This is a genomic window from Chryseobacterium sp. G0162 (genome assembly GCF_003815715.1).
In the GTDB taxonomy this organism is placed as follows: Bacteria; Bacteroidota; Bacteroidia; order Flavobacteriales; family Weeksellaceae; genus Chryseobacterium.
In genome coordinates, this window is record NZ_CP033922.1 from 3,319,565 (window position 1) to 3,341,824 (window position 22,260).

Below are 22,260 nucleotides of genomic sequence, written 5' to 3' on the forward strand. Positions count from 1 at the left end.
TTTTTTAATACCAGCCTCTTCTTGCTGCATTAATGACAGCTCCGAGATTAAGAACCAGAGTATATCTGATACGCTTGGCATAATCTTTAAATCCAGGTTCAAATCCCAAAGAAGACTGTATCGGAAAATAAACCTCCAGGAAATCCGGAATGATTCTTACCTTAACTCCACTGTCCCAGATAAACTTTGTAGGGAAATTTTTGTTTTTATATATTCCGGCATCGGCATACACATGGAATATTTTCCATATACTTGAATCTATATTCACAGAAGTGATCCACTGATTAACTGTTCCCGGAAGAAATGATTTAAATCCGCCATCAGCAAGGATAAACTGTTGTGAAAGAAGACCGCTGCTCGCACTCTCTCCTAAAAGATTGTAAGAGAAGGTATAGTTTGATACTCTTGAAATTCCATAGTTGAATAAATCATTACGCGTGTCATTTCTGAGGAAATATCCGGCAAATAAACGGACACTCAGCTTTTGTCTTGGAGCAAATTCCCATCTGTAGAATCCTTCAGCAGTGATCTTATTGAAATCTTCCATACCTTGTGCACTCAGACTGAAACTTTTCTCATGGATCATCTGGCTGTCACTGTAGCTATATCCTAATCCCCAAAGGTTATATTTTTTATAATCGTCATTGGCAATCATAGCAGGACTAAGATCTCTTTCAAAATAATTATAAGAAACACCAACACTTCTGCTGACTGTACTTCTTGGATTTTTTCTAAAGTTTAGAGTTGAAAATACAGACCCCTTTGTATATGCTAAGTTGTAATCATAATGGAAATAAGATCCGGAAGCTCCAAATGTAATACTTCTAAACATGCTTTCAGCCGGCAGGAAAGAGTAAGATATACCTCCTGAACCAGTTAGTTTTCCTGTTCCTGTACTGTATGTTGGAGTAAATGAATACAAGAATTTCTGGTCAAAAAATGACTGATTTTTAAAATTAGCTCCTAACAAAAATTTATCATATGTATTATTGAATCGAACTCTCGGACTCACATAAATTTCGTTGTATTCAGGATTGGGAATATCCTTTATGAGTTTAAACTTAATTTTTTTTGTATTTAAAAATAGTCCTTTGGCGTATAGAAAATTATCCCGATAACTGGACTCCGGGAAAATGTAATCATTATTTAAGGTTACTTTATAAATATTATCTGATGCAGGAAGAGAAATTTCTTTTAACCTCTCATTTTCTTCTGTTTCTATCCAATAAGATTTTCTTTCACCGGCTTTGGTTTCTGTTTCCAATTTTACCGGAATAGAAGCGTCCGTATTTTTTGCAATTTTAATATGTAAAGAATCGTTCTCTTTTTTAATATGTTTAAGTCTAAAATTAACCCTGTTTTTCTGTTTAAAAAAACTTTCAAGGTAATGGGCAGATTTTTCTTTTTCTGATAGCTGTTTCAAAAAGTCATCCGGATTAATTTTATTTCCTGAATTTTTTGAAAGATATTCCTTTACAAGAGTATTGAAACGCTCATCACCCATTTTATCAGCAGAATAATTGAACAGGCTTCCTGTCTCAAAACTACTAATAGCCATATCATTAAAGTTACTTAGACTTGTAAAATTCTCATTAATCTTCTGATCCAGATTTTGAAGCATGATATATTGGTAAGACAGTCCATAACGGTCCAGAAGCTTTACCTTAGATGCATGAAATAATTTTAAAGGTTTTATACCAAGAATTTTGGCTTCCGGTAACATCCCTAGAAGCTTGGTGTCTTTATAGAATTTTTTAAGGTACTGGATTTCAAGATAGGATTTTAGACCATTTTTGAACCAATGGTCTTCTTGTTTATCGGCAATGACCTTTTCATCCAAAACTTTTTTGGTAATGATTCCAAAGTAATCAAGATCAGTTTTTTCAGCATCTGTAAATAAAGGGAATCTGAACTTCCAGAAAGTGATATCATTATTTCCGAAGAAGTCTTCTTTTGCTCTGAATTTATCTGAGATAAATATACTTTTCGGAAGAGACCCTATTTTTTCCTTAAGAAATTTTAAATGAAGAGGTAAGTAAAATTCCAGATTTTGTTTTTCATCAGGTTTGATATTATAGCCAAACTTAATTTCAGTATCTGTACCATCAATATTGGTTTTTATGACCGGGTAAGTATTGAAAGAAACTGAAAATTCAGGATCTGAATCCAGATACCCCTGAAAAGAATTCATTTGAATCTGTGGCAGATTACTTTCGATAAAACTGTTGACTGGAATATCAAAATTGACGGTCCAGAAAGTATTGAAACTTACCGATTCTTCAATGTCATGGTATTTTCTTTCAGAAATATTGTCCGGATCAAAATGATCCGGAACAATAAAGAAATATTTTAAGGCAGTGTTCTGACCGGATGTCCCATATTCCGTAAATTTTTTATCGGGAAGTTGCATACGGTAGTGTAACTGCAGGGTGATACTTTCACCTGGTTGTAATGCCTGTTTAAGAGGAAGAAAAAGATTTTCATCTGAAATTGCATTGACGGGTATTTCCTGGTTTCCTGAATCTTTAATATTGAGCTCCAGAAGTTTTCCCAGTTCATGGTCTTTTGCAAAATGTAAATCGTTATTTCGGTCTTCCAGTTTTCTGTAGACTAAGGATGTTCCGCGTTTGTTATAAGCCGAAATCCAGTTCAGAAGTTTTATCGTCTGCAGGTCTTTATCAGAATGATTGTAATAAACAATCTCCTGATTCACCTCAAGGGTTTTCCTGTCAGGAGAAAGTTTTGCTCCAATGTATATACTGTCTTTCTGTGCAGAAACGTGTATAACTCCACAAAACAAAATAAGGCAAATGCTGATCTTTTTCAAATATCCGTGATAAAGCTCAAATATAGCTTATTTTGTATATACTTTATAGGATTTTAGTTCTGAATTGCTTTTTTTTCCAAAGAATTAATATAGGCATTCCAACCTTCATTTTTATAAGTAACTGCTGCCGCTTCCGGATCTTCAGATTTATAGATTCCTCTTCCTACAATAATAAAATCCGTGTGTAGCGTTTTGAAAACGTGTTCCGGAGTGTTGTACTGTTGCCCTTTTCCGTCTCCAGAATCTGCAAGATTTACACCTGGGGTGAATAACAACAGATCTTCAGGGATTTTATTCTGAGAAACTCCTCCAATTACATTAGGGTGAGATAAAGCTACCTTTAATGCTTCCTCACGATAGCTAGCTGTAGTTAAAGCTCCTTTTGAAGACATTCCAACGATGGCTACCACTCCTACATTTTTAAAGCAGTCTAAAGATTCAAAACCACCAATAACCTGGGATGTTACAAAATCAGCCCAATCAGTAATTTTGAAAACTCCACTCGTAAATTGTAGTTCTTGTGTATTTCCAATGTCTGCAAATTTTCTGTCTTCCATCAATAAGAACTGATGCTTTGAAGCGATTGCTTTTAAAGGAGTGATTGTTTTTTCATAATCAAAATCAGAAATAATATCGATGTGGGTCTTTAAAGCAATAATATGAGGTCCAACTTTCTCTGCAAAATCTAATAATTCCTGAGTGGTTGTAACATCTGCAGAAGCAATAAGGTTAGATTTTTTTGCCAATGCTGTTTCCAATAATTTTTTTGAAACAGAATGTTGGGTATTGCTTAGCTTTTGTTCATAAGAAGCTCTGGTTTCTTCTTCAAACTGAATATGGTTACCCTGTAAGAAGTCCTGAATTCTCTTCACTTCTTCATCTGATAATTCACCAGTTTCCTGAAGAATTTCGCACACTTCAGAAATATTGAAAAGAGTATGCACTCTGTACCCCTTACCTTCCAACAGTTGCTTTCCTCCTTGCTCTCTGTCCAGGACCACTACAATATCAGCAACTTTAAGGTCTTCCTGTTCTACTTCAGCAATAGTTTCTACCAAAGATTTTCCAGAAGTGATGACATCTTCTACTAAAAGACAGTTCTGTCCTTTTTGATAAATTCCTTCGATCAGTTTCTTGGTACCGTAGCTTTTTGCTTCTTTTCTTTTAATAATTAATGGAATATAACTTTCCAGTGACATAGCCGTAGCCATAGGAAGGGCAGCATATGGAACTCCACAAATTAAATCAAAATTATCTAATGGAAGCATTTCCAATAAATAATTAGCAAGATTTTTTAAAATTTTAGGATCCGAAGCCAAAGGTCTTAAGTCTACATAAAAAGGACTTTCTATACCACTTTTCAGGGTAAACCTTCCAAATTTAATGATGCCTAGCTTGTAGCACTCCAAAAAGAATTCTTTTTTACTTTCCATTATTTTTTATTAGATGTTGCAAATTTAAGGATTTGAAATAAGGCTTAAAAATTTATCGCCAATTGATTAATAAAAAACCATTCTGCAAAAACAGAATGGTTTTAAAAATATAAATAAACTATTATTTTACGATCTCGGCATCAATCATTTGAGTGCCATTATATTTTTGTTCAGCTTCCCAAAGCAAAAATTTGTCCACCTCTTTGATGAGTTTGGGAATGGTAAGTGACAATACGGCCAGATCATCCATTACTCCAAGCACCGGGATGGCAAATTCAGGAAGAAGGTCAATAGGGGAGATGACATATAAAATTCCCAATAGAGGAAGAATAATGTCAATGGATTTCATCGGATAGCTTCCTTTTCTCCACATTTTTACCATTCTGAAAATATCAGGGATCTTTTTTACAAAGCCCTTGTGATTGATAGCTTCTTTTGCAAGATTTAATTTTGAATATTTCATTTTGTGTTTGGATTTAAACAAATTTTTCAATGGTATAAATTTCACAAATCCTGTACCAACAAATTATAAAATTTAGTTAAAAAATTATTTGATGATATTATCAATAAACTGATGCACAGTTTCTGAGTCCCAGTCTTTTGTGGCATCTTCCTTAATAAGAATTCTGCCGGTTTTATCCAGAAGAAAAGTCGTAGGAAAAACTTTAGGAAGGATCTTTTCAGATATCGGGCTTTGTGCAATATACACAGGCACCGTATAATTATTTTCCTTTAGAAATTTTCTAACATCTTCTTCTTTATCATTCATGGCGATAAGTACAAAATCTACATGATCTTTTCTTGTATCATATAATTTCTGAATAGATGGCCATTCTTTTCTGCACGGTGGGCACCATGTTCCCCAGAAGTTAAGGAAAACAGCTTTATCCTTGAAATTTTTAAGGTTAGTGCTGGGTGCATTGATCCCTTTAAGGTCTATATCATAATCTTCTTCATTGATGTGTACTGCATTTTCAATGGTAGCGATAGGGAAGAACTGATTTTTCAGAAAATCCTTCACTCCCGGTACAAATGCTATAATACCAATGATGACAATTATTACAATAAAAATGATCCCTTTTTTCATATTCTGTTTTTTTATAACAGATCTAAGATTTCCTGAACGGCATCTTTACCTCTGTTTTTTGCATAATAGATCTGCAGGTCATTATAGAAAGTATCCTTTGGATACCCCTCTGGATCAGCTTTATATTTCATCAATAGCTCATATCCATATTTTGGACGGGGGCCCCATGAATTTTTTACATTAAAATCTTTATCAAGAATTAATACTTTCGGGATAGATTCAGTGCCATTGGTTAAAAATTGGTTGATTAAACTCTTATCACTGTCTCTTAAAAAAACTCTGATTTCATTATGACCTTCAAAGAATTTAAAAAGTGCCGGAACTGTTGCACTGGCATCGCCACACCAAGCCTCAGAAATGATTAAAATCTTTCCGTCAAAATTCTTAGACTCTAATTCTTTTCTTTGATCTTCATCCGGAACATACTTTTTAATGGTTCTGTCCATTCTCTGAAGTCCAAGCTCATAATATTGTTTATATTCAATTTCCTGTTGGTTAGCAGGATTGTCTAATCTTTGTTGTGCAATTTGAAGGTATTCTTCAAAAGAAATTCCCTGGTCCCAGTAATTTTTCATTACCAAAAATATTTATATTAAAAATTATTGATGTTTCTCGTTTTATTAATCAAAAATAAGTCTGCCAAAACAAATGCAGCAAGGCCTTCCACTACAGGAACAGCTCTAGGTACGACACAGGGATCGTGACGTCCTTTTCCTTCTACAATCACAGGGTTTCCTTCCTTATCAATACTGTCCTGAGGTCTTAAAATAGTAGCAACAGGTTTGAATGCCATACGGAAATAAATGTCCATTCCATTGGAAATTCCTCCCTGGATTCCTCCTGAAAGATTAGATTTTGTGGTAAAATCCGTGTTGAATTGATCGTTATGCTCTTTTCCTGTCATTTTTGCTCCACAGAATCCGCTTCCATATTCAAAGCCTTTGCAGGCATTGATATTCAGCATTGCTTTTGCCAGTTCAGCCTGGAGTTTTGAAAATATAGGCTCACCAATTCCTACAGGAACATTTTTGATCACGCAGGTAATGGTTCCTCCAATTGTATTTCCTTCTTTTTTAATTTCTTTGATTCTGGCAATCATCTTTTCTGCCGTTTCAGCATCCGGACAACGTACATCATTGCTTTCCGTTTGAGAAAAGTCAAGAGCCTGGTAAGGTTTTTCGCAGAAAATATCGCCTACAGAAGAAACATAAGCATTGATCTCAATCTCTGGTAATAGTTGCTTGGCTAAAGCTCCTGCCACTACCCAGTTCATGGTTTCCCTGGCAGAAGATTTTCCTCCTCCGCGGTGATCTCTGAAACCAAATTTCTGATCATATGTGAAATCTGCATGACTAGGACGATAGGCTCCAGCAATATGGTCATAATCCTTTGATTTTTGATTTTCGTTTTCAATGATAAAACCAATGGGCGTACCTGTTGTTTTTCCATCAAAAATTCCGGAAAGAAACTTTACCGTGTCGCTTTCCTTTCTTTGAGTAACAATAGCTGACTGTCCGGGCTTTCTTCGGTTCAGTTCATATTGAACTTTATCGAGATCTACCGTTAAACCTGCCGGAAAATTATTGATGATACCGCCATAAGCCACTCCGTGACTTTCTCCAAATGTTGTAAGACTAAGAAGATTACCTAATGTATTGAACATGATACAAAATTACCTTTTTTTCTTCACATAATAAAGTTTCAGTATTTGTTCTATTTATGAATGTTTTCGATTTTATTGATGACTGTTTCGGCTTCTTTTTTCTCTTTGTAAGTCATTCTTTTCCAGATGAATCCTTTTGCTATATTATTTTTGTCAATAGGCTGAGGGAAAATTCCGGCTTTTGCATCGTCAAAAATAAAACTCTCGGAAATGGCAGGAAGAGGGGTTTCAAAGTTGTAAGGATAGTTTTTGGAGACATTAAATTTTAAGTTGCCAACCTTAAAACTGTCGAATTGATGATACTCATAAAATGAGGGCTGATAAAGCTGTTCCTTTTTAAATCCGGCCATAAAATGTCCTAATTGAAAACTTGGAATATACTGTTGAATAAGTGTGGGGAAAGTTAATAATGAAATAAAAAGTAAACTGAATACAGAAAAAACAGCAATGGATTTTCTTTTATCTGAATATTCATGAAACAAAACGAAAAATATAACGAAAAATACGTCTATGAAAAACCTGTATTGTGCTGAAAAAGCCAGTACAAGTATACTTTTTATCAACAAGGAGATACAGATCAGAGTGATGATTTTCTTTTTCTTCATCCAGGCAAATACTGAAAAAACGAATAAGCTTAGTATGAACAGACTATTGATTTTTGATTTGATACCCTTCAGAAAGCACCAGTTTTTTATATGTTCCCAAGTGGAAAAACTTTGGATTTCTTCATACGAATACTGCATGTCATAGGTTTTCAGAATCGCATATTGGGAAGAAGTTTTCAATACCTCAGGATTAGGTTTCCAGACGAAGCCAAAATCTCCTATAGATACCGGGAATACAAGATATCCAAATGTCCAGATATTTTTAATAAAGAATAACAATAAAATAAGAACTCCGAACAACAGCTTTTTAAAATCTGATTTAAAAATAAAAAAATTATAAAGGAAAACCAGTATTGGCAACCAGATCATAGTTGGTTTTATAGCAAAAACAAAAACAGAAAAGGCAAAGAGAAGACTGATGTTTCTATTTTCGGATATAACCTCATTTAAAATAATTAAAGAAAAGATAATAACAGGAAGATCAGGGCTGGGTGACTGTGAAAAAAGTAATAATATTGGAATGAAACATAGCTGAATCCAGCTTTTTCTTTCAAGAATGTAAAGGGTATAGATAACCAGTAAAATCGAATTGATTCTCAGAAAAGGATCTGAAAAATTGGAGAAACCTGCTTGAAAAATATGCCATATCGACATTTGCCCCAATGTAAGATCCAGATTGGAAATTCCCTTGATAAGCCCATATTCCGTCAACCATTGAATGGTTGGGACATAATATCCGAAATGGTCCAATATATAAGGATAATAAGATCCGGTAAAAACTATTATAAAGGAAATGAACACTGTTAAAAACAAATCTTTTTTGGGGAATCTATAAAATTCCAGATATAGCCTTTCTTTAAAAAAGTAGAGTAACCCTAATAAGACAGTCGTAACTTCTACATAAATATTCAGGGGAATAAAAAAAGAAAAGACAGTCCATGTAAGACTTACTCCCATGATTCCTGAAAGTATTTTTCCGGAGATGCCCTGAAATAAGATTCCAAAGAATTTTTCCATGATTTTTCCAAGTCCTGATAAGACCGGAAGAAGAAAAATGGTGGAAAACAGAATGAGTATCATAAAAAAAGATTGCTTAAAAATAAGCAATCTTTATATGTTATGGTAAAAAAAATTATCTTCTTGGTTGTACTCTTCCGTCTTTTCTATCCTGTGATCTACCGATGGTATATCCGGTAGCTCCACCTACCACGCCTCCGATTACAGCACCCAGACCCCTGTTTTTCTTAGCAATAATTGCCCCTGCGGCTGCCCCACCTACAGTACCAATAATAGTACCTTTGGCTGCTTTACTCATTCCTTTTTTCTGAGTAGTTCCCTGTGAAGCACCACTTCCGTTATCAGCGTATCCACCATTGCTTCCACCGCCTGAGTTAGAGCTTCTGTCACGGTATATCGTTCTGGTTTCTCTTATTACTTTTGGTTTTGAATTATTTTCAGCAGTAGCTTTCGCTTTCTTGGTTTCGGAGATACTGTCTGCTTTTTTTTGAGCCTCGTATACCAGCTTTTCTTTTTCAATAGCCAGTTTTTGTCGTTCTATTTCAAGCTGTCTTGACTGGAATTCAAGCTTTTGTTCTTCCAGTGATTTCTCAGCAGTTCTGTCATCTTTCTTGCAGGCCGTTAGTAAGAAAACGGATAAAAACCCTGCTAATACTATCTTTTTCATAACTCAAATTTTAATAAGCTTAAGCCTAAACGGCTTTAATTTTAGTTTTATTTTCAATTATGAAGCCAAAATTCAGTTAAAGAATGTTAAAGTTGATAGTAAAAGATTCAAATGAATTCTAAATCCTGATAAAGATCACAGTGATAAAGAGGATTTGGAGTGAATCTTCTAATGAAGATTTATTGTAGTTTTCTGCCGCGGAATTTTTACTAAAATGAATTTGTAAGATATAGTTAATCCATAGTTTTTGTTGATTTAATTTATGATGCCTATTTTTGAGAAACTAAATTACTTTCAATATGAAAAAATCAATTTTTACAGTAGCAGCTGTAGTAGGATTACTGGCTGTTACTACTTCGTTTTCCTCCACTGATGTTGTGGAGAATCCATCTAAGACTCGTACAGAAGTATCGATTAAGGATGCAAAAACAAAGACATATCCGGTTCGTTATGGATTGATATCTCAAAGTGGGACAAAAATGCTTTCAGGTTCAGGATTTGATCTGGGAGGATTTGTTGCCAAAAACACTGCTACAGGAGATGAGTATTTCACCGGTCAATACAATTACCGTGCGCTTCCCCAGTATTCTGAGGAAGATCTTCCGGAAGGAACCTATGAATTTTCAGGCATCCAGGGCCAGGGAGGCTGGGTAGGATATGGAACAGTAATTGCTACAGTATCGGATGAAAATGTAGATGATGATGGATACATTACAATATATGTTCCTATCACATGGGAAGAATAACTTTGTGAAAGACAAAATATTTATCTACATTTACCAAATCCTCGAATGAGGATTTTTTAATCAATATGTAGTTATTAATACTGTTGAATATATGATAACTCCTTAATGGGAGAAATATATAAACAGTTTACATAATATTCTGTTTGGATTTTTCTGAATAGATTTTTTTCATCATTTGTGTTTTTTAGGCCTCCGCATGGAGGCCTTTTCTTTTTAATGCCTTTATGATTATACTCATATCTGTAGAGGAATAAGAATGGTATCTTTGATTAAACATTTTCTATTCCATATTATCCTTATGATAAAAGTTCCTCATTTTGGGGAACTTTTTTATTGCAAAGAGAAGACGTTGGAGAAGTGTAAATAAAAACGTTATATGACTGTGCTCATAAAATAGAAGAAAAAGAAGGCTTATTTTTGAGTTGAAATTTTTATTTCTGATATAAAATTTTTTTTCATCATTTGTGTTTTTTGAGGCCTCCGGATGGGGGCTTTTTTGATGATATAGTTTCATCTATGTGCTGAGTCATTTATTCATCAAAAATTATTCTGCCGTCAAAAGGGTGATCCCAAACTACAAATATGCTTTCATTTAATCTTCGGATAGGAGCTTGTATTATTTCATATTCCCCTTTTTCATTCAGTCTTTGTACAGTAAGGTTGCTGCCTTCACCTATTTCATTTACTTTGAACTCAATCTGATATTGCTTTTCATGATTCTGAGCAAAATCTGTTTTTTTAAATTGTTTTTGTGACATGATATTAGATTTAAATGGTATGTTAAATGACAGAATAAATTGTGCCAAGTTGTGATTTTTTCTGCCTTCTTTGCTTCATGCGATATTTTGAAGTCTTATTCTTCTTTGCTTGATTTTTTATTTTAAAGTTTTTTTTAATTATTGATTTATTAAGTATTATCGGATTTGATAATGTTCCGATGTGTTTAGTAGAGTTATTATTTGTATATATTTAAAGTTCAATAGGTTTTGAGTGGTTATTTTTTAATTTAATTTTCTCTGTTTATGAATAAAATTTTTATTTTTTTTCGAAAAAAGTAATTCTTGGCACGATTTTTCAATATACCAATGCAACTCATGTTTAATTTGAGTTTTCATGGTTATTAGTTTTTATCCTCGGAATTTCCGAGGATTTTTTTTGTCTTGTAAAACAAGCTCGTCTTATGTTGAAGATTTTGAAATTCTTCTTGTAATTTTTGAAATTCTGTAGAGAAGTAATATTAATAATGGAAGTTGATATTTATCATTCTAAAATCCTTCAATTTTTCAATTTTATAATTCTCTTATCAGGGATATTTTTGTATCATTGCAGTCAATTAAAATTTAATAATTATGAAAAAATTATTGTTAGCATCATTATTTCTATTAACACTTACTGCATGTGAAAGAGATGAAGCGGAAATGCAAGTAGAAAATAAGGTGGTTCCGTCCTCTTCTTTAAAGTCTATAACTGCTAAAGGTTCTGAAAAGATGAGTATGACTTTGGTTCAAGTTGACCGGTGGTATAGTTATAAGGTGCATAAACATTTTTTTGGAATCAATACAAGACCTCCGGGACAAAGTCCAAATGAGTTAGATTGGAAGTATGAACAAATAGGTTTTGCATTGGAATCTGTTTGGGTTCCAGGTAATTCGGGAAGCTCAGTTATAAGTATGATTCATCCGAAAAATTTAGATAATCTTTTAGTTACAACTGCTGTTGAAAGACAAAGTGCAGAGGCACAAGGTTATGTTGTTATAGAAAATTTAGGATATTCAATTCCTCAAAATACGATGAATGCTTCTCCGGTTTATAGATATTTCAGACCTTCAAAGAGTGGTCACCTTTATACTAAAAATTTTGCTGAGCTAGGTAATGGAGGAAATGGCTGGATATATGAAGGAATCGCATTTTACGCTTATTAATTAAGAAAATTAATTTATCATAAAAACCGTCTCGAAAAGATGGTTTTTTTATTTAATATAAAAATGATAGAATTAAAATAGATGATATATCTAGTGAGAATAGGTAAATAAAAAAACCTCTAAATAAAATTTAGAGGTTTTAAAGAGGTACCTAGCGGATTCGAACCGCTGTAGATGGTGTTGCAGACCACTGCCTAGCCGCTCGGCCAAAGTACCATGTTTTACCATTTTTGAGGTGTGCAAATATAGCTAAATTTCTATACAAACCAAAGTTTTTATGCGATTTCTTTCTTTCCTAGAGTGTCAATTTCGCTTTTTGCTTGAATTTCAGCCATATAATTTTTTAGATTAATTACTCTTGTGTCGCTCCAGCTGTCGTGCCATCCGTTTACCCCAAGAAATGAGAGCCCATCAAAAGGAACAATTCTGGAAAGACTTCTGTACATAATTTGTTGGGTTGTTGGTTTTGTCCCATCTGTACTGATTACTTTGGTCCCTGTAATATACTTTGAAATGGTTTTCCCATCTAAATAGTTTTCCATCAGAAAGTAATAAAGGTAATAGTTGAAATTTCCAATAAAGAGACTCCATAAAAAGCCTCCATTACTATAGAAGTAGAAAAACTCAAGTGAAGTAATGTTATAAAGGAAATTGCAAATACTAGAGAGGAGGTAATTGACAATATATATGATGATAACATCTATGAAATTATTGGCAAACCTAATCCATAATGAAGCCTTATTGTATTCAACAATATTTAAAATTCTTTTCATGGGTCGGTTATTAGTTTTTTTTAACTGGATTTTATTTGATTTTTAAAATCCGTTCACAAGTAGTTTTAAAGTGGCATTAGTATCAATGACAGCAGTAATTCCTGTACTGTTGAGAAGAATTTTGCTTGGTCTCAGATTAAATACCTTTCCGCTCATCTTTAATCCTTTATAATATTCCTTGTTGAAAGCATCTTCAATACTTTTTCTGGATGTTTCTTCCAATTCCTGGGTTGGAATTCCATATTCCTCTTCAATCATCTTTACAATTTTCCCCTGGAATAGAAGTGAGGCTGTCTTTTGGAGAATATTCATTGTTTTAAGCTTGAATTTCGTATCAGATAAGACAATTTTTCTTTTAGTTTCATCATATACAGGAATTCCCGAAATTACAGCAGTCCCTTTGATATAACCATCTGTCTGTGCTTCAATAACAATTCTGTTGTCAACACCATACACTCTGATGTCTGTTACCTTTACTTTGGAATCTCTAATATCAAATTCTTTGTTGAGAAATGTTTTTCTGGCCATATTACTGGCTTCTGTAAAAGGAATATTGGCTGTAGTCTGCAAAACAAATTTATCTGCAACAGTTGGAGCAAAATTAAAATTACTTGCTGAAGTTACAGTAGGAGAGGCTGCAGGTTTATTTCCTGTAAAAGTTTCTGAGAAAATATCAATTCCAAGGGTGGCATTGATCTGATTTCCATAGAATTTTAAAGGAGTGATAGTAACGCCCACCGGACTTACTTTTAGCCATGTATTATATTCTTCTGAAATATTGAATGGCTGTGCAAATGTATTCCAGGCCATAATAGCATATTGCTGGAAGTTTAGCTGGGTAGCCATTTGCTGATCGATGGTTTTACAGAATTTTTCCTGTTGTTCTTTTAAACTCTTTTCAACAATAGGAGTAATCGGAATTTGTATTCTTCCATAATCCAATACCGGTTTTGTTACCCATCGGAAGCCGTTGGGTTGTGTATTGGTAGTAATTGTCCAGTTGTTTTTAAATGTAACCGTAGTATTAAAGGACATTACGGTTTCAAAAGTAGTATTCTGATAGGAATAAACGCCCAGGGTTCCGATTCCTTTCTCTGCCCATATTTTTAAAGGAACTTCAATCAATAGATTTTGGCTGGTTCCTCCAACTAAGCGGATGGGTCTGGTTTTCCATACTTTTACTTTAAACTGGTCATTATTATTATCTGTATAAGAATCATCCTGGTAGATGAGATCTTTTACAGAGGCGTTTACCATATTGCTCAGCTCTGAAAGTGGGATTGTTACCGGCATGGTAATGCTGGATTTAATCTTCGGAAAATTATAACTGGCCAATTGATTATCAACACCTGTCTGACCAAAAGTATTGATAAATGCTACTAAAAATAATATTTTAACGAATTTCAATTTTGTATTTTTTTAGAAAATAAAAATAAGAATTTTAATTTTCCGGTTTAAAACTTTTTTCCAGTTCAATACTTGCGCCTTTCATTTCACCTTGCATAGGCGGTGCTGTTTTGGTAAGCTTAAGCTTGATATAGTCGATTTGTGGAAAACGATCATGTATTTTTGAAATAATCCTTCCCGCAACATGTTCCAGCAATTTGGATTTGATTTTCATTTCCTGATGAAGAATATTGTTGATATCTGCATAGCTTATGGTATCATTCAGGTCATCTGATTCTGCTGCCTTCCACAAATCGGTATGAAGTTCTGCATTTAAAATATAGTAGGTGCCAATAATATTTTCCTCAGGTAAAACCCCGTGGTAGGCATATATTTTTACATCTTCAAGATATATCTTACTCATTGCTTAATTTTTATCAAGCAAAAATCGTTTTAATTCTTCAAAATCTGAATTTATTTCTACAGTTTTTTTCTCCTTTTTCATTAGGGCTTCCAAAGATTGGGGAATTTCAATTTTTGTTTTGATTGCATTTTCTACAGCATCAGGAAATTTTACAGGATGTGCTGTTCCCAGGATGAAACCTTTTTTACCTGGATTTTCTTTAATATATTGCTCAAGTGAAGCAAATGCTACTGCACTATGAGGATCCAGAACATAGTGATCCTTGTGGTAGACATCTGTAATTGTCTGCATGGTTTTTTTATCATCTATGGAATAGCCGGATATCTTATTCTTTAGAGCATCAAACTCATTGTTGAAAAGTTCCAGAATTCTGACAAAATTGCTGGGGTTTCCCACATCCATAGCATTGGATAAAGTAGCGACAGTCTTTCTAGGGCTAAAATTCTGGGTTTCCAAATACTCAGGAATTACATCGTTGGTATTGCAGGCTGCAATGAAATGTTCTGTAGGAAGACCACGTAAATGAGCCAAAATTCCAGCACAGATATTCCCAAAATTTCCACTTGGAACACAGATTACAGGAGCTTTGTTTTCTATTTGCTGCCATTGTTTTAATGCTAACATATAATAAATCTGCTGCGGAAGCCATCTGGCAATATTGATAGAATTGGCAGAAGTCAGGAAGACTTTGTTATGGACTTCTTCACTGGAAAAAGCTTGTTTTACCAGATTTTGACAATCATCAAAACTGCCATTAACTTCCAGCGCGTAAATATTTTTACCTAATGCGCTAAGTTGCTTTTCCTGAACAGGGCTAACCCTATTTTTAGGATAAAGAATGACAACATCAATGCCCGGAAGGTCATAGAATCCATGAGCAACAGCTCCGCCAGTATCTCCGGAAGTCGCTACTAAAACAGTAACTTTTTTCTGTTGATTTTCTAAAAAATAAGACAGACATCTGCTCATAAATCCTGCACCGATATCTTTGAATGCCAGAGTAGGGCCATGAAAAAGTTCCAAAACTGAAATGTCATTATTAATTTTTTTCAAAGGAATTTCAAAGCTGATGGTTTCTTCAACAATCTTTTTAAGTATTGCTGAAGGAATTTCATCTCCAATAAAGTCTTTCATACATTGAAAAGCAATCTCCTCATCAGAATATTTAGAGAGATTGTGGATGAATTCTTCTTCGAAGCAAGGGATATTTTCAGGAAAGAATAATCCTTTATCTCTTCCCTGTCCTTTTATGGTTGCAGTTCTGAAATCAATGCTTTCTTTACTGTCTTTTAAATTATAATATTTCATTTTGTCTTTAATCTAGTTTTGATTCTTCAATGGCTTCAATTCCAACAGGATTTATTTTGGAAACATATACGAAGTTGTCTATGTCAATTTCATCATACATGGTTTTCATAAGGTCAGCAATTTTTTCTGCCGTTTCTTTTTTTTCTGCCAGCATGAAAATAGAAGGCCCTGATCCCGAAATTCCTCCTCCCAGAGCTCCAAGCTCAAGACTTTTTGATTTAATTTCATCAAATTTTGGAATTAAAATACTACGTATAGGTTCTATAATGACATCGTTGAGACTTCTGCCAATCAGTGCAAAATCATTTTTCTGAATACCTGCTACCAATCCTGCAATATTTCCCCATTGTTCAACAGCGCTTTTTAAGGCGATATTTTTCTTTAAAATTTGCCTTGAATCGGAAGTTTTAACTTCAACCTGAGGATGTACGGCGGCAACAAATAAATCAGGGGCATTCAATGGGATGATATCAATGGGATCTGTAGATTTTACTAAAGTAATTCCACCATAGATACATGGAGCGATATTATCGGCATGACGAACTCCGGAAGCGAGTTCTTCTCCAAACATGGCAAAATGTACCGCTTCATCTTTTGACATGATATTTCCCAATATGATATTGGCTCCTATGGCGGCTCCGGCAGCACTAGCCGCGCTGGAACCGAGTCCACTTCCCGGTTTTATATGTTTATGAATAATAACTTCAAAGCCATTTTTTAAGTTGAAATGTTCCTGAATTTTTAAAAGTACAATACCTGCAACATTTTTAGCCGGCTCTTCAGGAAGCCCAAAAGAATCTGTATGCTTTATGATGATTTCCGAAGTTTCCAGTAAACGGATTTCCATTTCATCATAAGGTTCATTAACAGCCATTCCAAGAATATCAAATCCACATACTAAATTGGCTACAGTAGCCGGAATCTTTAATTTTACTTTTTTCATATTTTTTGTTTTTAAACTGAACGGATAATGTCTGCAAAAATACCACTGGCAGTTACTTCAGCTCCTGCACCGGCTCCTTTGATAACCAATGGCTGTTCGGAGTATCTTAAGGTTTTAAAAATGACAATATTATCTTTTCCATAAAGATGAAACAGATCGCTTCCCGGAGCAACATGCTGTAAACCTACTTTGGCTTTTCCTTCTTCAAATTCTGCAATATACTTCAGTATTTTTCCTTCCTTTTGGGCGTTACCCAATAAAGACTTAAAATGACTTTCATATTCTGTAAGCTTTTCATAGAAATGCTCTACACTACCTTCCATACAGGCTGCCGGTAGGAAACCTATATTTTCAATTTCTTCAAACTGAAGTGAATATCCGGCCTCTCTGGCAAGGATTAAAATCTTTCTGGCCACATCGGTTCCGGAAAGGTCCAGTCTTGGGTCCGGTTCTGTATAGCCTTCTTTTTGTGCCTGAGCTACCACTTCAGAAAATGTTCTGCTTCCATCGTAGTTGTTGAATACAAAATTTAATGTTCCACTAAGTACAGCTTCAATAGAAGTTATTTTATCCCCACTTTTAATGAGATCATTAATGGTTCCTATTACCGGAAGCCCGGCTCCTACATTCGTTTCAAAGTGAAAAGTGCAGTTATGGTTTCTGGCGGTATTCTTTAATGTCGTATATCTGTTAAAATCCGATGAAGCCGCAATTTTATTACAGGCAACAATATTGATACTCCTTTTCAAAAGTTCTTCATATACTTCAGGAATTTCAGAACTTGCGGTGATATCAACAAAAACAGAGTTTCTTAAATTACGGGCTTTGATTTCTTCGGCAAATTTTTGAGCTGAAGCCTCAATACCTGATTCATTCCAGTTGAGGTATTCTTCTTTGGAAATTCCTTTGTCTGCAAAAATCATCTTTCGGCTGTTGGACAGACCAGCAATTCTTAAGTTGATGAAGTGGTTTTCTCTCAGATATTTATTCTGATTATAGATCTGCTGGATAAGCTTGGTGCCCACATTTCCTGTTCCACAGATATAAAGATGAATTTGTTTTATTTCTGATTCGAAAAACTCTTCATGAAGGACATTAACTGCTTTTCTGGCATCTTTTTCAGCAACAACAACACTGATGTTTCTTTCTGAGGACCCTTGTGCAATAGTTCTGATATTAATTCCATTATTACCTAGACACCCAAACATTTTAGCACTTACCCCACTTCTACTTTTCATGTTTTCTCCTACTAAAGCTACAATTGAAAGATCTGTTTCAATATGAACCGGAGCTACTCTTTTTAAATCAATATCATCAGCAAAAGAAGCATTAATCATCGTTTCAGCAGTTGATATATCTTTTTCGTGAATGGCGATAGTAATGGAATGTTCCGAAGAACCTTGGGTAATGAGAATCACATTTATTTTTTCCTGGCTCAGACATTGGAAAAGTTTTGCGGAAATTCCAGGAATGCCTACCATTCCACTACCTTCCAGAGTGAGAAGGGCAATATGGCCCATATTTGAAATTCCTACTGCTACCTCATGTTTCTCATTTTCTGAAATTTCCAGATTATGGGATACTAATGTTCCTTGCGCTTCCGGATCAAAGGTGTTTTTAATTTTAAGCGTAATATTTTTTACCATCACAGGTTGAATAGATGGTGGATAAATAACTTTTGCTCCAAAATGAGAAAGCTCCATAGCTTCATGATAGGAAATTTCTGCGATGGGTTTTGCATGGGAAACCAAGCGAGGATCAGCAGTCATCATTCCACTTACGTCCGTCCATATCTGAAGTTCCTCAGCCTGAATGACAGCAGCAATTATAGCAGCAGTATAATCTGAACCACCACGTCCTAATGTTGTTGTATGACCTTTTTCGTCACTGGCTATAAAACCGGGACCTATCAGGATACGGTTCTGATGCTTGTTGATATAATTTTTAATATTGCTTTCAGTGGCGCTGAAATTTACTTTCGCATGAGTAAAATTGCTGTCTGTTCTAATGAGTTCTGAAACATTCATCCATAAACAATCCATTTCCTGATGCTGAAGTCTTGCTGCAATGATACTGGATGATAAAAATTCTCCGTATGAGGCAATTTTATCCTTGATTCTTGGGGTAAGCTCTCCAAGAACGAAAATTCCGTTGTATAGATCTTCCAGATCATTGAAGTGTTTTTTTACAAAACTTAGTAAAGAACTTTGTTCTAGAACAGGAATAAGTTCCTTGACAAGGTTCAGGTGTTTTTCCTCCGCATTTTTAAGCAGCTGTAAATAATCTTCATTTTTAACAGCTGCATATTCTGCTGCCATAATAAGATGATCTGTTACACCATGAAGTGCAGATAAAATGACTACAACATTGCTTTTTGAAGATTCCTTTTTGATAATATTTTCCACCAGCAGGATATTCTGAGAATTGGCGACTGATGTTCCGCCAAATTTTAAGATTTTCATCTATTATTTATTTGAGGTTAGATAAAGTGAGTGAGTTACTCTTTGTAAAAAAAGAGTACAGGTACCGGAAATAATATGTGAAAATTTACCCCTTTATGGGGTAGTTGTTGTAGTTGTGAATGTAGAAACAGCAGATACTCCTGAAATAGGTGACTTCAGGATAGAAATATCAGATATGTTTCTTGAAAAATTCATTGTAACAGGACAAATGTACAAATTATTTTGAAATAGCAAACTTTTAACATAATAAATTTGTAAATCCTTTTATAGAGAAATATTTTGTGTAATTAATTAAAAATCTTACATTTATCAAACTAACTATAATGAATATCCAATGAAAAATTCAAAAAAAATTAAAAGAGAACATTTAAAATCAATTAATGGTGGTGGAATAGGGGATTGTTATGAAAATTGTCCTGTTGGACCTTATGGACCAAATGAACCAAGATCATGTGGAGACTTTTATGGGCTGCCAGAGTGCTGTAAAAAAAGAGTATTGGTAAGTATGGACTGTTTTGACCGTTATTAATATCTTTCAATAATATAAGAGCATTGTTTTTACAGTGCTTTTTTGCTTTATCATCTTAAAATTAAAATAATATGAAAACAATTAAAAGATTATCAAGAGAGCAGAAGAAGAATATCAGTGGTGGCGCTACACAAATTCAAATCGAAGCTTGTGGTAGTGAACAACTTGTATGTTTTATGGGTGGAGGCAGATGGGGATGCTGGCTTAAGCCTGGTGGAAAATGCTATCCTCCCATGCTGTAATTTGAATCAAATTGAAATCATTCAAAATCTTTACAATATGAAAAAGTTATCCAGACATCATCTTAAAAATATTAAAGGTGCGAATGCTTCTCTTTGCAACGGATGTCCAACTCATATTAAGTATGGGCCGGGAGTGGAATACACTGGAACCTGTGATAATTATTTTGCATTACCGGATTACTGCAAAGACCAAAATTGTGTTAGAGTCAGCAGATCTTGTTTTGGAGATAGTTAACAGGAATAATTATCAATGATCAGTAAAACATTAATTAATAACAAATCTAAACATGAAAAAATTATCACGAACAAACCTGAAGGATATTAATGGTAAAGGAACGGGATGTAACTTCTGTCCGACTTCCGGAAACTATGGAGATGGTCCTGAATATACCAATGGCTGTATGGCTTTTTGGGCATTATCTCCTACGTGTAGAAATTGCGTTGATGTAAGTGCCGATTGCTATGGACCAGATTATTCTGATTATTATGGTCACTAAATGAAAATTTTGCTAAACAATACTATTCAATAACATCAAAAAATTAAAATAACTATGAAAAATATAAAGAAATTAAACAGAAAAGAATTAGGAGGCATAAATGGTTCAATTGGATCAAACTGTAGCAGATGTCCACAGCATACAACATATGGAACTGGTCCCAATGATGCTCCATGTAGTGCTTATCAAGCGCTTCCTACTTATTGCAAAGCATGCGTAATTGTAAGTATGGAGTGTATGGATGGAGGAGTATCTTAATATAAAGATGACTCATCGAAAATAAAAAAGCACTGTAAAAATTACAGTGCTTTATGTTTTAACATTCAGTAGGGAAATAAGGTCCTTTTGGAAGGCAAATAGGTTGTCCATAGCATCCTATATCACAAATTTCACGTATACTACAATAGCTACAGGTATTTGACCCTCCGTTTACTTTTTTAAGATTTTCTCTGTTTAATTTCTTTAAATTTTTCATATTATAAATTATTAGTGTGAATTATAAATATAATAAATAATTCACTAGTAAAAGAAATAATAATATATTTTTAAAGAAAATTAAATAGATTTTTAATTATTTTTTCTCTTTACTGATAGCATTAAAAAAAGCACTGTAAAAACAGTGCTTTAAATTTACTTTATACTTTTCGAAAGATCAAGCATCGCCTCAATGGGCTTCAATGCTTTTAATCTTAATTCTTCGTCGATAAGAATCTCAGGAAGCTCATATTTCATACATAAATACAGCTTTTCCATTGTATTACGTTTCATGTAGAAACATTCTGAGCAGTTACAACTTTCGTCGAAAACTAATGCAGGAATTAATTCCTTGTGTGGTGCACGTTTTCTCATCTCATGGAGAATCCCTTCTTCTGTTGCGATGATGAATTTCTGGCAATCATCCTTTTCTACAAAGTTCAGCAGAGCAGAAGTGGAACCAATGAAGTGTGCTAATTTTAAAACAGCTTCTTCACTTTCCGGGTGTGCAATCATTTTTGCATCCGGATTGTCTGCAAGTTGTTTTGCAATTCTTTCCATTGAAAATGCCTCGTGTACTATGCAGCTTCCGTCCCAAAGGATCATATCGCGACCTGTCTTTTTAGATAAATATCTTCCCAGGTTTTTGTCCGGTGCAAAAATGATGGGTCTGTCTTTTGGAAGCGCTTCAATAACGGTTTCAGCATTTGAGCTTGTTACGATAATATCACTTTCAGCCTTTGTTTCTGCATTACAGTTAATGTAAGTAGCAATTAAAGCATCAGGATGTTGCTCACGCATTTTTCTTAATCCTTCTCCAGAGCATCCGTCTGCCAGAGAGCATCCAGCCATGGTATCAGGAAGAACTACTTTTTTAGTTGGATTAAGAATTTTTGCTGCTTCAGCCATGAAATGTACTCCACAGAATACAATCATGTCAGCATTAGTTTCTTTTGCCTGTCTTGCCAATTGCAGAGAATCTCCAAGGAAATCAGCAATATCCTGAATTTCTCCCGGTTGGTAATAATGGGCAAGGATTACAGCGTTTTTCTCTTCCTTAAGTTTTAGAATGGCTTTTACCAGTTCTTCTCCCTGAGGAATCGCTATGCCTTTTATATCCAGGAATCCTTTTACGGGAATCGCAGATTTAGCTTTTTCTAATGTTTCGGTACTCATATCAACCTCAATGTTTTTTATTATCAGAAGTTAGAGGTTAGAAATTAGAAGTTAGATTTTGATGAAAGTACGTTCCTTT

General features: G+C 34.3%; 23 protein-coding genes and 1 tRNA gene. 6 read left to right on the forward strand and 18 right to left on the reverse strand.

Features of this window, described 5'->3' with window-relative positions; genetic code table 11:
- Nucleotides 1–4: 4 nt before the first annotated feature.
- From EG344_RS15075 to EG344_RS15110, 8 genes are all read right to left on the reverse strand, one after another.
- The gene (locus EG344_RS15075; protein ID WP_228412745.1) at nt 5–2,827 is read right to left on the reverse strand and encodes an aminopeptidase; all 2,823 of its coding nucleotides are present in this window, start codon (nt 2,825–2,827) and stop codon (nt 5–7) included.
- Nucleotides 2,828–2,880: 53 nt separating this feature from the next.
- Nucleotides 2,881–4,260, reverse strand: coding sequence for an orotidine-5'-phosphate decarboxylase (pyrF, locus tag EG344_RS15080; RefSeq protein ID WP_123910118.1), 1,380 nt, complete (start codon nt 4,258–4,260; stop codon nt 2,881–2,883).
- Nucleotides 4,261–4,381: 121 nt separating this feature from the next.
- The gene (locus tag EG344_RS15085; protein ID WP_123857582.1) at nt 4,382–4,723 is read right to left on the reverse strand and encodes a YkvA family protein; all 342 of its coding nucleotides are present in this window, start codon (nt 4,721–4,723) and stop codon (nt 4,382–4,384) included.
- Between the two features lie 84 nt (nt 4,724–4,807).
- Complete coding sequence (locus EG344_RS15090) at nt 4,808–5,347, reverse strand: TlpA family protein disulfide reductase (protein WP_123910119.1); 540 nt, start codon at nt 5,345–5,347, stop codon at nt 4,808–4,810.
- A gap of 11 nt (nt 5,348–5,358) precedes the next feature.
- Nucleotides 5,359–5,922, reverse strand: coding sequence for a thioredoxin family protein (locus EG344_RS15095; RefSeq protein WP_123910120.1), 564 nt, complete (start codon nt 5,920–5,922; stop codon nt 5,359–5,361).
- Nucleotides 5,923–5,939: 17 nt separating this feature from the next.
- A complete protein-coding gene (aroC, locus tag EG344_RS15100; RefSeq protein ID WP_123910121.1) occupies nt 5,940–7,010 on the reverse strand; it encodes a chorismate synthase in 1,071 nt (356 codons plus the stop codon).
- A 50-nt stretch (nt 7,011–7,060) separates the two neighbouring features.
- Entirely contained in the window at nt 7,061–8,695 is a 1,635-nt protein-coding gene (locus EG344_RS15105) for an LIC_10190 family membrane protein (protein ID WP_123910122.1), read from the reverse strand.
- 52 nt (nt 8,696–8,747) lie between these two features.
- Nucleotides 8,748–9,299 carry a YMGG-like glycine zipper-containing protein gene (locus EG344_RS15110; RefSeq protein WP_123910123.1) on the reverse strand — a complete coding sequence of 184 codons (552 nt, stop codon included), beginning with the start codon at nt 9,297–9,299 and terminating at the stop codon, nt 8,748–8,750.
- A gap of 299 nt (nt 9,300–9,598) precedes the next feature.
- Here EG344_RS15110 and EG344_RS15115 point away from each other — a divergent pair, with 299 nt between their 5' ends.
- The gene (locus tag EG344_RS15115; RefSeq protein WP_123910124.1) at nt 9,599–10,045 is read left to right on the forward strand and encodes a hypothetical protein; all 447 of its coding nucleotides are present in this window, start codon (nt 9,599–9,601) and stop codon (nt 10,043–10,045) included.
- 530 nt (nt 10,046–10,575) lie between these two features.
- Here EG344_RS15115 and EG344_RS15120 read toward each other — a convergent pair.
- Nucleotides 10,576–10,803, reverse strand: a complete 228-nt coding sequence (locus tag EG344_RS15120) for a glutathione synthase (protein WP_123910125.1) — start codon at nt 10,801–10,803, stop codon at nt 10,576–10,578.
- Nucleotides 10,804–11,394: 591 nt separating this feature from the next.
- Here EG344_RS15120 and EG344_RS15125 point away from each other — a divergent pair.
- On the forward strand, nt 11,395–11,967 hold the full coding sequence (locus EG344_RS15125) for a hypothetical protein (protein WP_123910126.1): 573 nt from the start codon (nt 11,395–11,397) through the stop codon (nt 11,965–11,967).
- 145 nt (nt 11,968–12,112) lie between these two features.
- On the opposite strand, the gene EG344_RS15130 is transcribed toward EG344_RS15125, so the two are convergent.
- From EG344_RS15130 to thrA, 7 genes are all read right to left on the reverse strand, one after another.
- Nucleotides 12,113–12,183, reverse strand: a tRNA-Cys gene (locus EG344_RS15130).
- A 59-nt stretch (nt 12,184–12,242) separates the two neighbouring features.
- Complete coding sequence (locus tag EG344_RS15135; RefSeq protein ID WP_123910127.1) at nt 12,243–12,740, reverse strand: RDD family protein; 498 nt, start codon at nt 12,738–12,740, stop codon at nt 12,243–12,245.
- A 42-nt stretch (nt 12,741–12,782) separates the two neighbouring features.
- On the reverse strand, nt 12,783–14,147 hold the full coding sequence (locus EG344_RS15140; RefSeq protein ID WP_123910128.1) for a DUF4403 family protein: 1,365 nt from the start codon (nt 14,145–14,147) through the stop codon (nt 12,783–12,785).
- A 34-nt stretch (nt 14,148–14,181) separates the two neighbouring features.
- Nucleotides 14,182–14,550, reverse strand: a complete 369-nt coding sequence (gene folB, locus EG344_RS15145; protein ID WP_123910129.1) for a dihydroneopterin aldolase — start codon at nt 14,548–14,550, stop codon at nt 14,182–14,184.
- 3 nt (nt 14,551–14,553) lie between these two features.
- Nucleotides 14,554–15,858 carry a threonine synthase gene (gene thrC / locus EG344_RS15150; RefSeq protein ID WP_123910130.1) on the reverse strand — a complete coding sequence of 435 codons (1,305 nt, stop codon included), beginning with the start codon at nt 15,856–15,858 and terminating at the stop codon, nt 14,554–14,556.
- A 7-nt stretch (nt 15,859–15,865) separates the two neighbouring features.
- A complete protein-coding gene (locus tag EG344_RS15155) occupies nt 15,866–16,801 on the reverse strand; it encodes a homoserine kinase (RefSeq protein WP_123910131.1) in 936 nt (311 codons plus the stop codon).
- An 11-nt stretch (nt 16,802–16,812) separates the two neighbouring features.
- Nucleotides 16,813–19,263: a bifunctional aspartate kinase/homoserine dehydrogenase I gene (gene thrA / locus EG344_RS15160; RefSeq protein WP_123910132.1), complete on the reverse strand. Its 2,451-nt coding sequence runs from the start codon at nt 19,261–19,263 to the stop codon at nt 16,813–16,815.
- Nucleotides 19,264–19,597: 334 nt separating this feature from the next.
- Between thrA and EG344_RS15165 the strand changes: the two genes are divergently transcribed.
- From EG344_RS15165 to EG344_RS15175, 4 genes are all read left to right on the forward strand, one after another.
- Nucleotides 19,598–19,792 carry a bacteriocin-like protein gene (locus EG344_RS15165; protein WP_068944592.1) on the forward strand — a complete coding sequence of 65 codons (195 nt, stop codon included), beginning with the start codon at nt 19,598–19,600 and terminating at the stop codon, nt 19,790–19,792.
- A gap of 71 nt (nt 19,793–19,863) precedes the next feature.
- Entirely contained in the window at nt 19,864–20,034 is a 171-nt protein-coding gene (locus EG344_RS23980) for a hypothetical protein (protein ID WP_164464447.1), read from the forward strand.
- A gap of 37 nt (nt 20,035–20,071) precedes the next feature.
- Nucleotides 20,072–20,269 carry a hypothetical protein gene (locus tag EG344_RS15170; protein ID WP_123910133.1) on the forward strand — a complete coding sequence of 66 codons (198 nt, stop codon included), beginning with the start codon at nt 20,072–20,074 and terminating at the stop codon, nt 20,267–20,269.
- A 52-nt stretch (nt 20,270–20,321) separates the two neighbouring features.
- A complete protein-coding gene (locus EG344_RS15175) occupies nt 20,322–20,531 on the forward strand; it encodes a hypothetical protein (RefSeq protein ID WP_123910134.1) in 210 nt (69 codons plus the stop codon).
- 316 nt (nt 20,532–20,847) lie between these two features.
- Here the strand turns inward: EG344_RS15175 and EG344_RS23985 are convergent, their stop codons facing one another.
- Together EG344_RS23985 and nadA are read right to left on the reverse strand one after the other, a co-directional pair.
- On the reverse strand, nt 20,848–21,006 hold the full coding sequence (locus tag EG344_RS23985; RefSeq protein ID WP_164464448.1) for a bacteriocin-like protein: 159 nt from the start codon (nt 21,004–21,006) through the stop codon (nt 20,848–20,850).
- A 155-nt stretch (nt 21,007–21,161) separates the two neighbouring features.
- Complete coding sequence (nadA, locus tag EG344_RS15180) at nt 21,162–22,181, reverse strand: quinolinate synthase NadA (RefSeq protein WP_123910135.1); 1,020 nt, start codon at nt 22,179–22,181, stop codon at nt 21,162–21,164.
- Nucleotides 22,182–22,260: the final 79 nt, after the last annotated feature.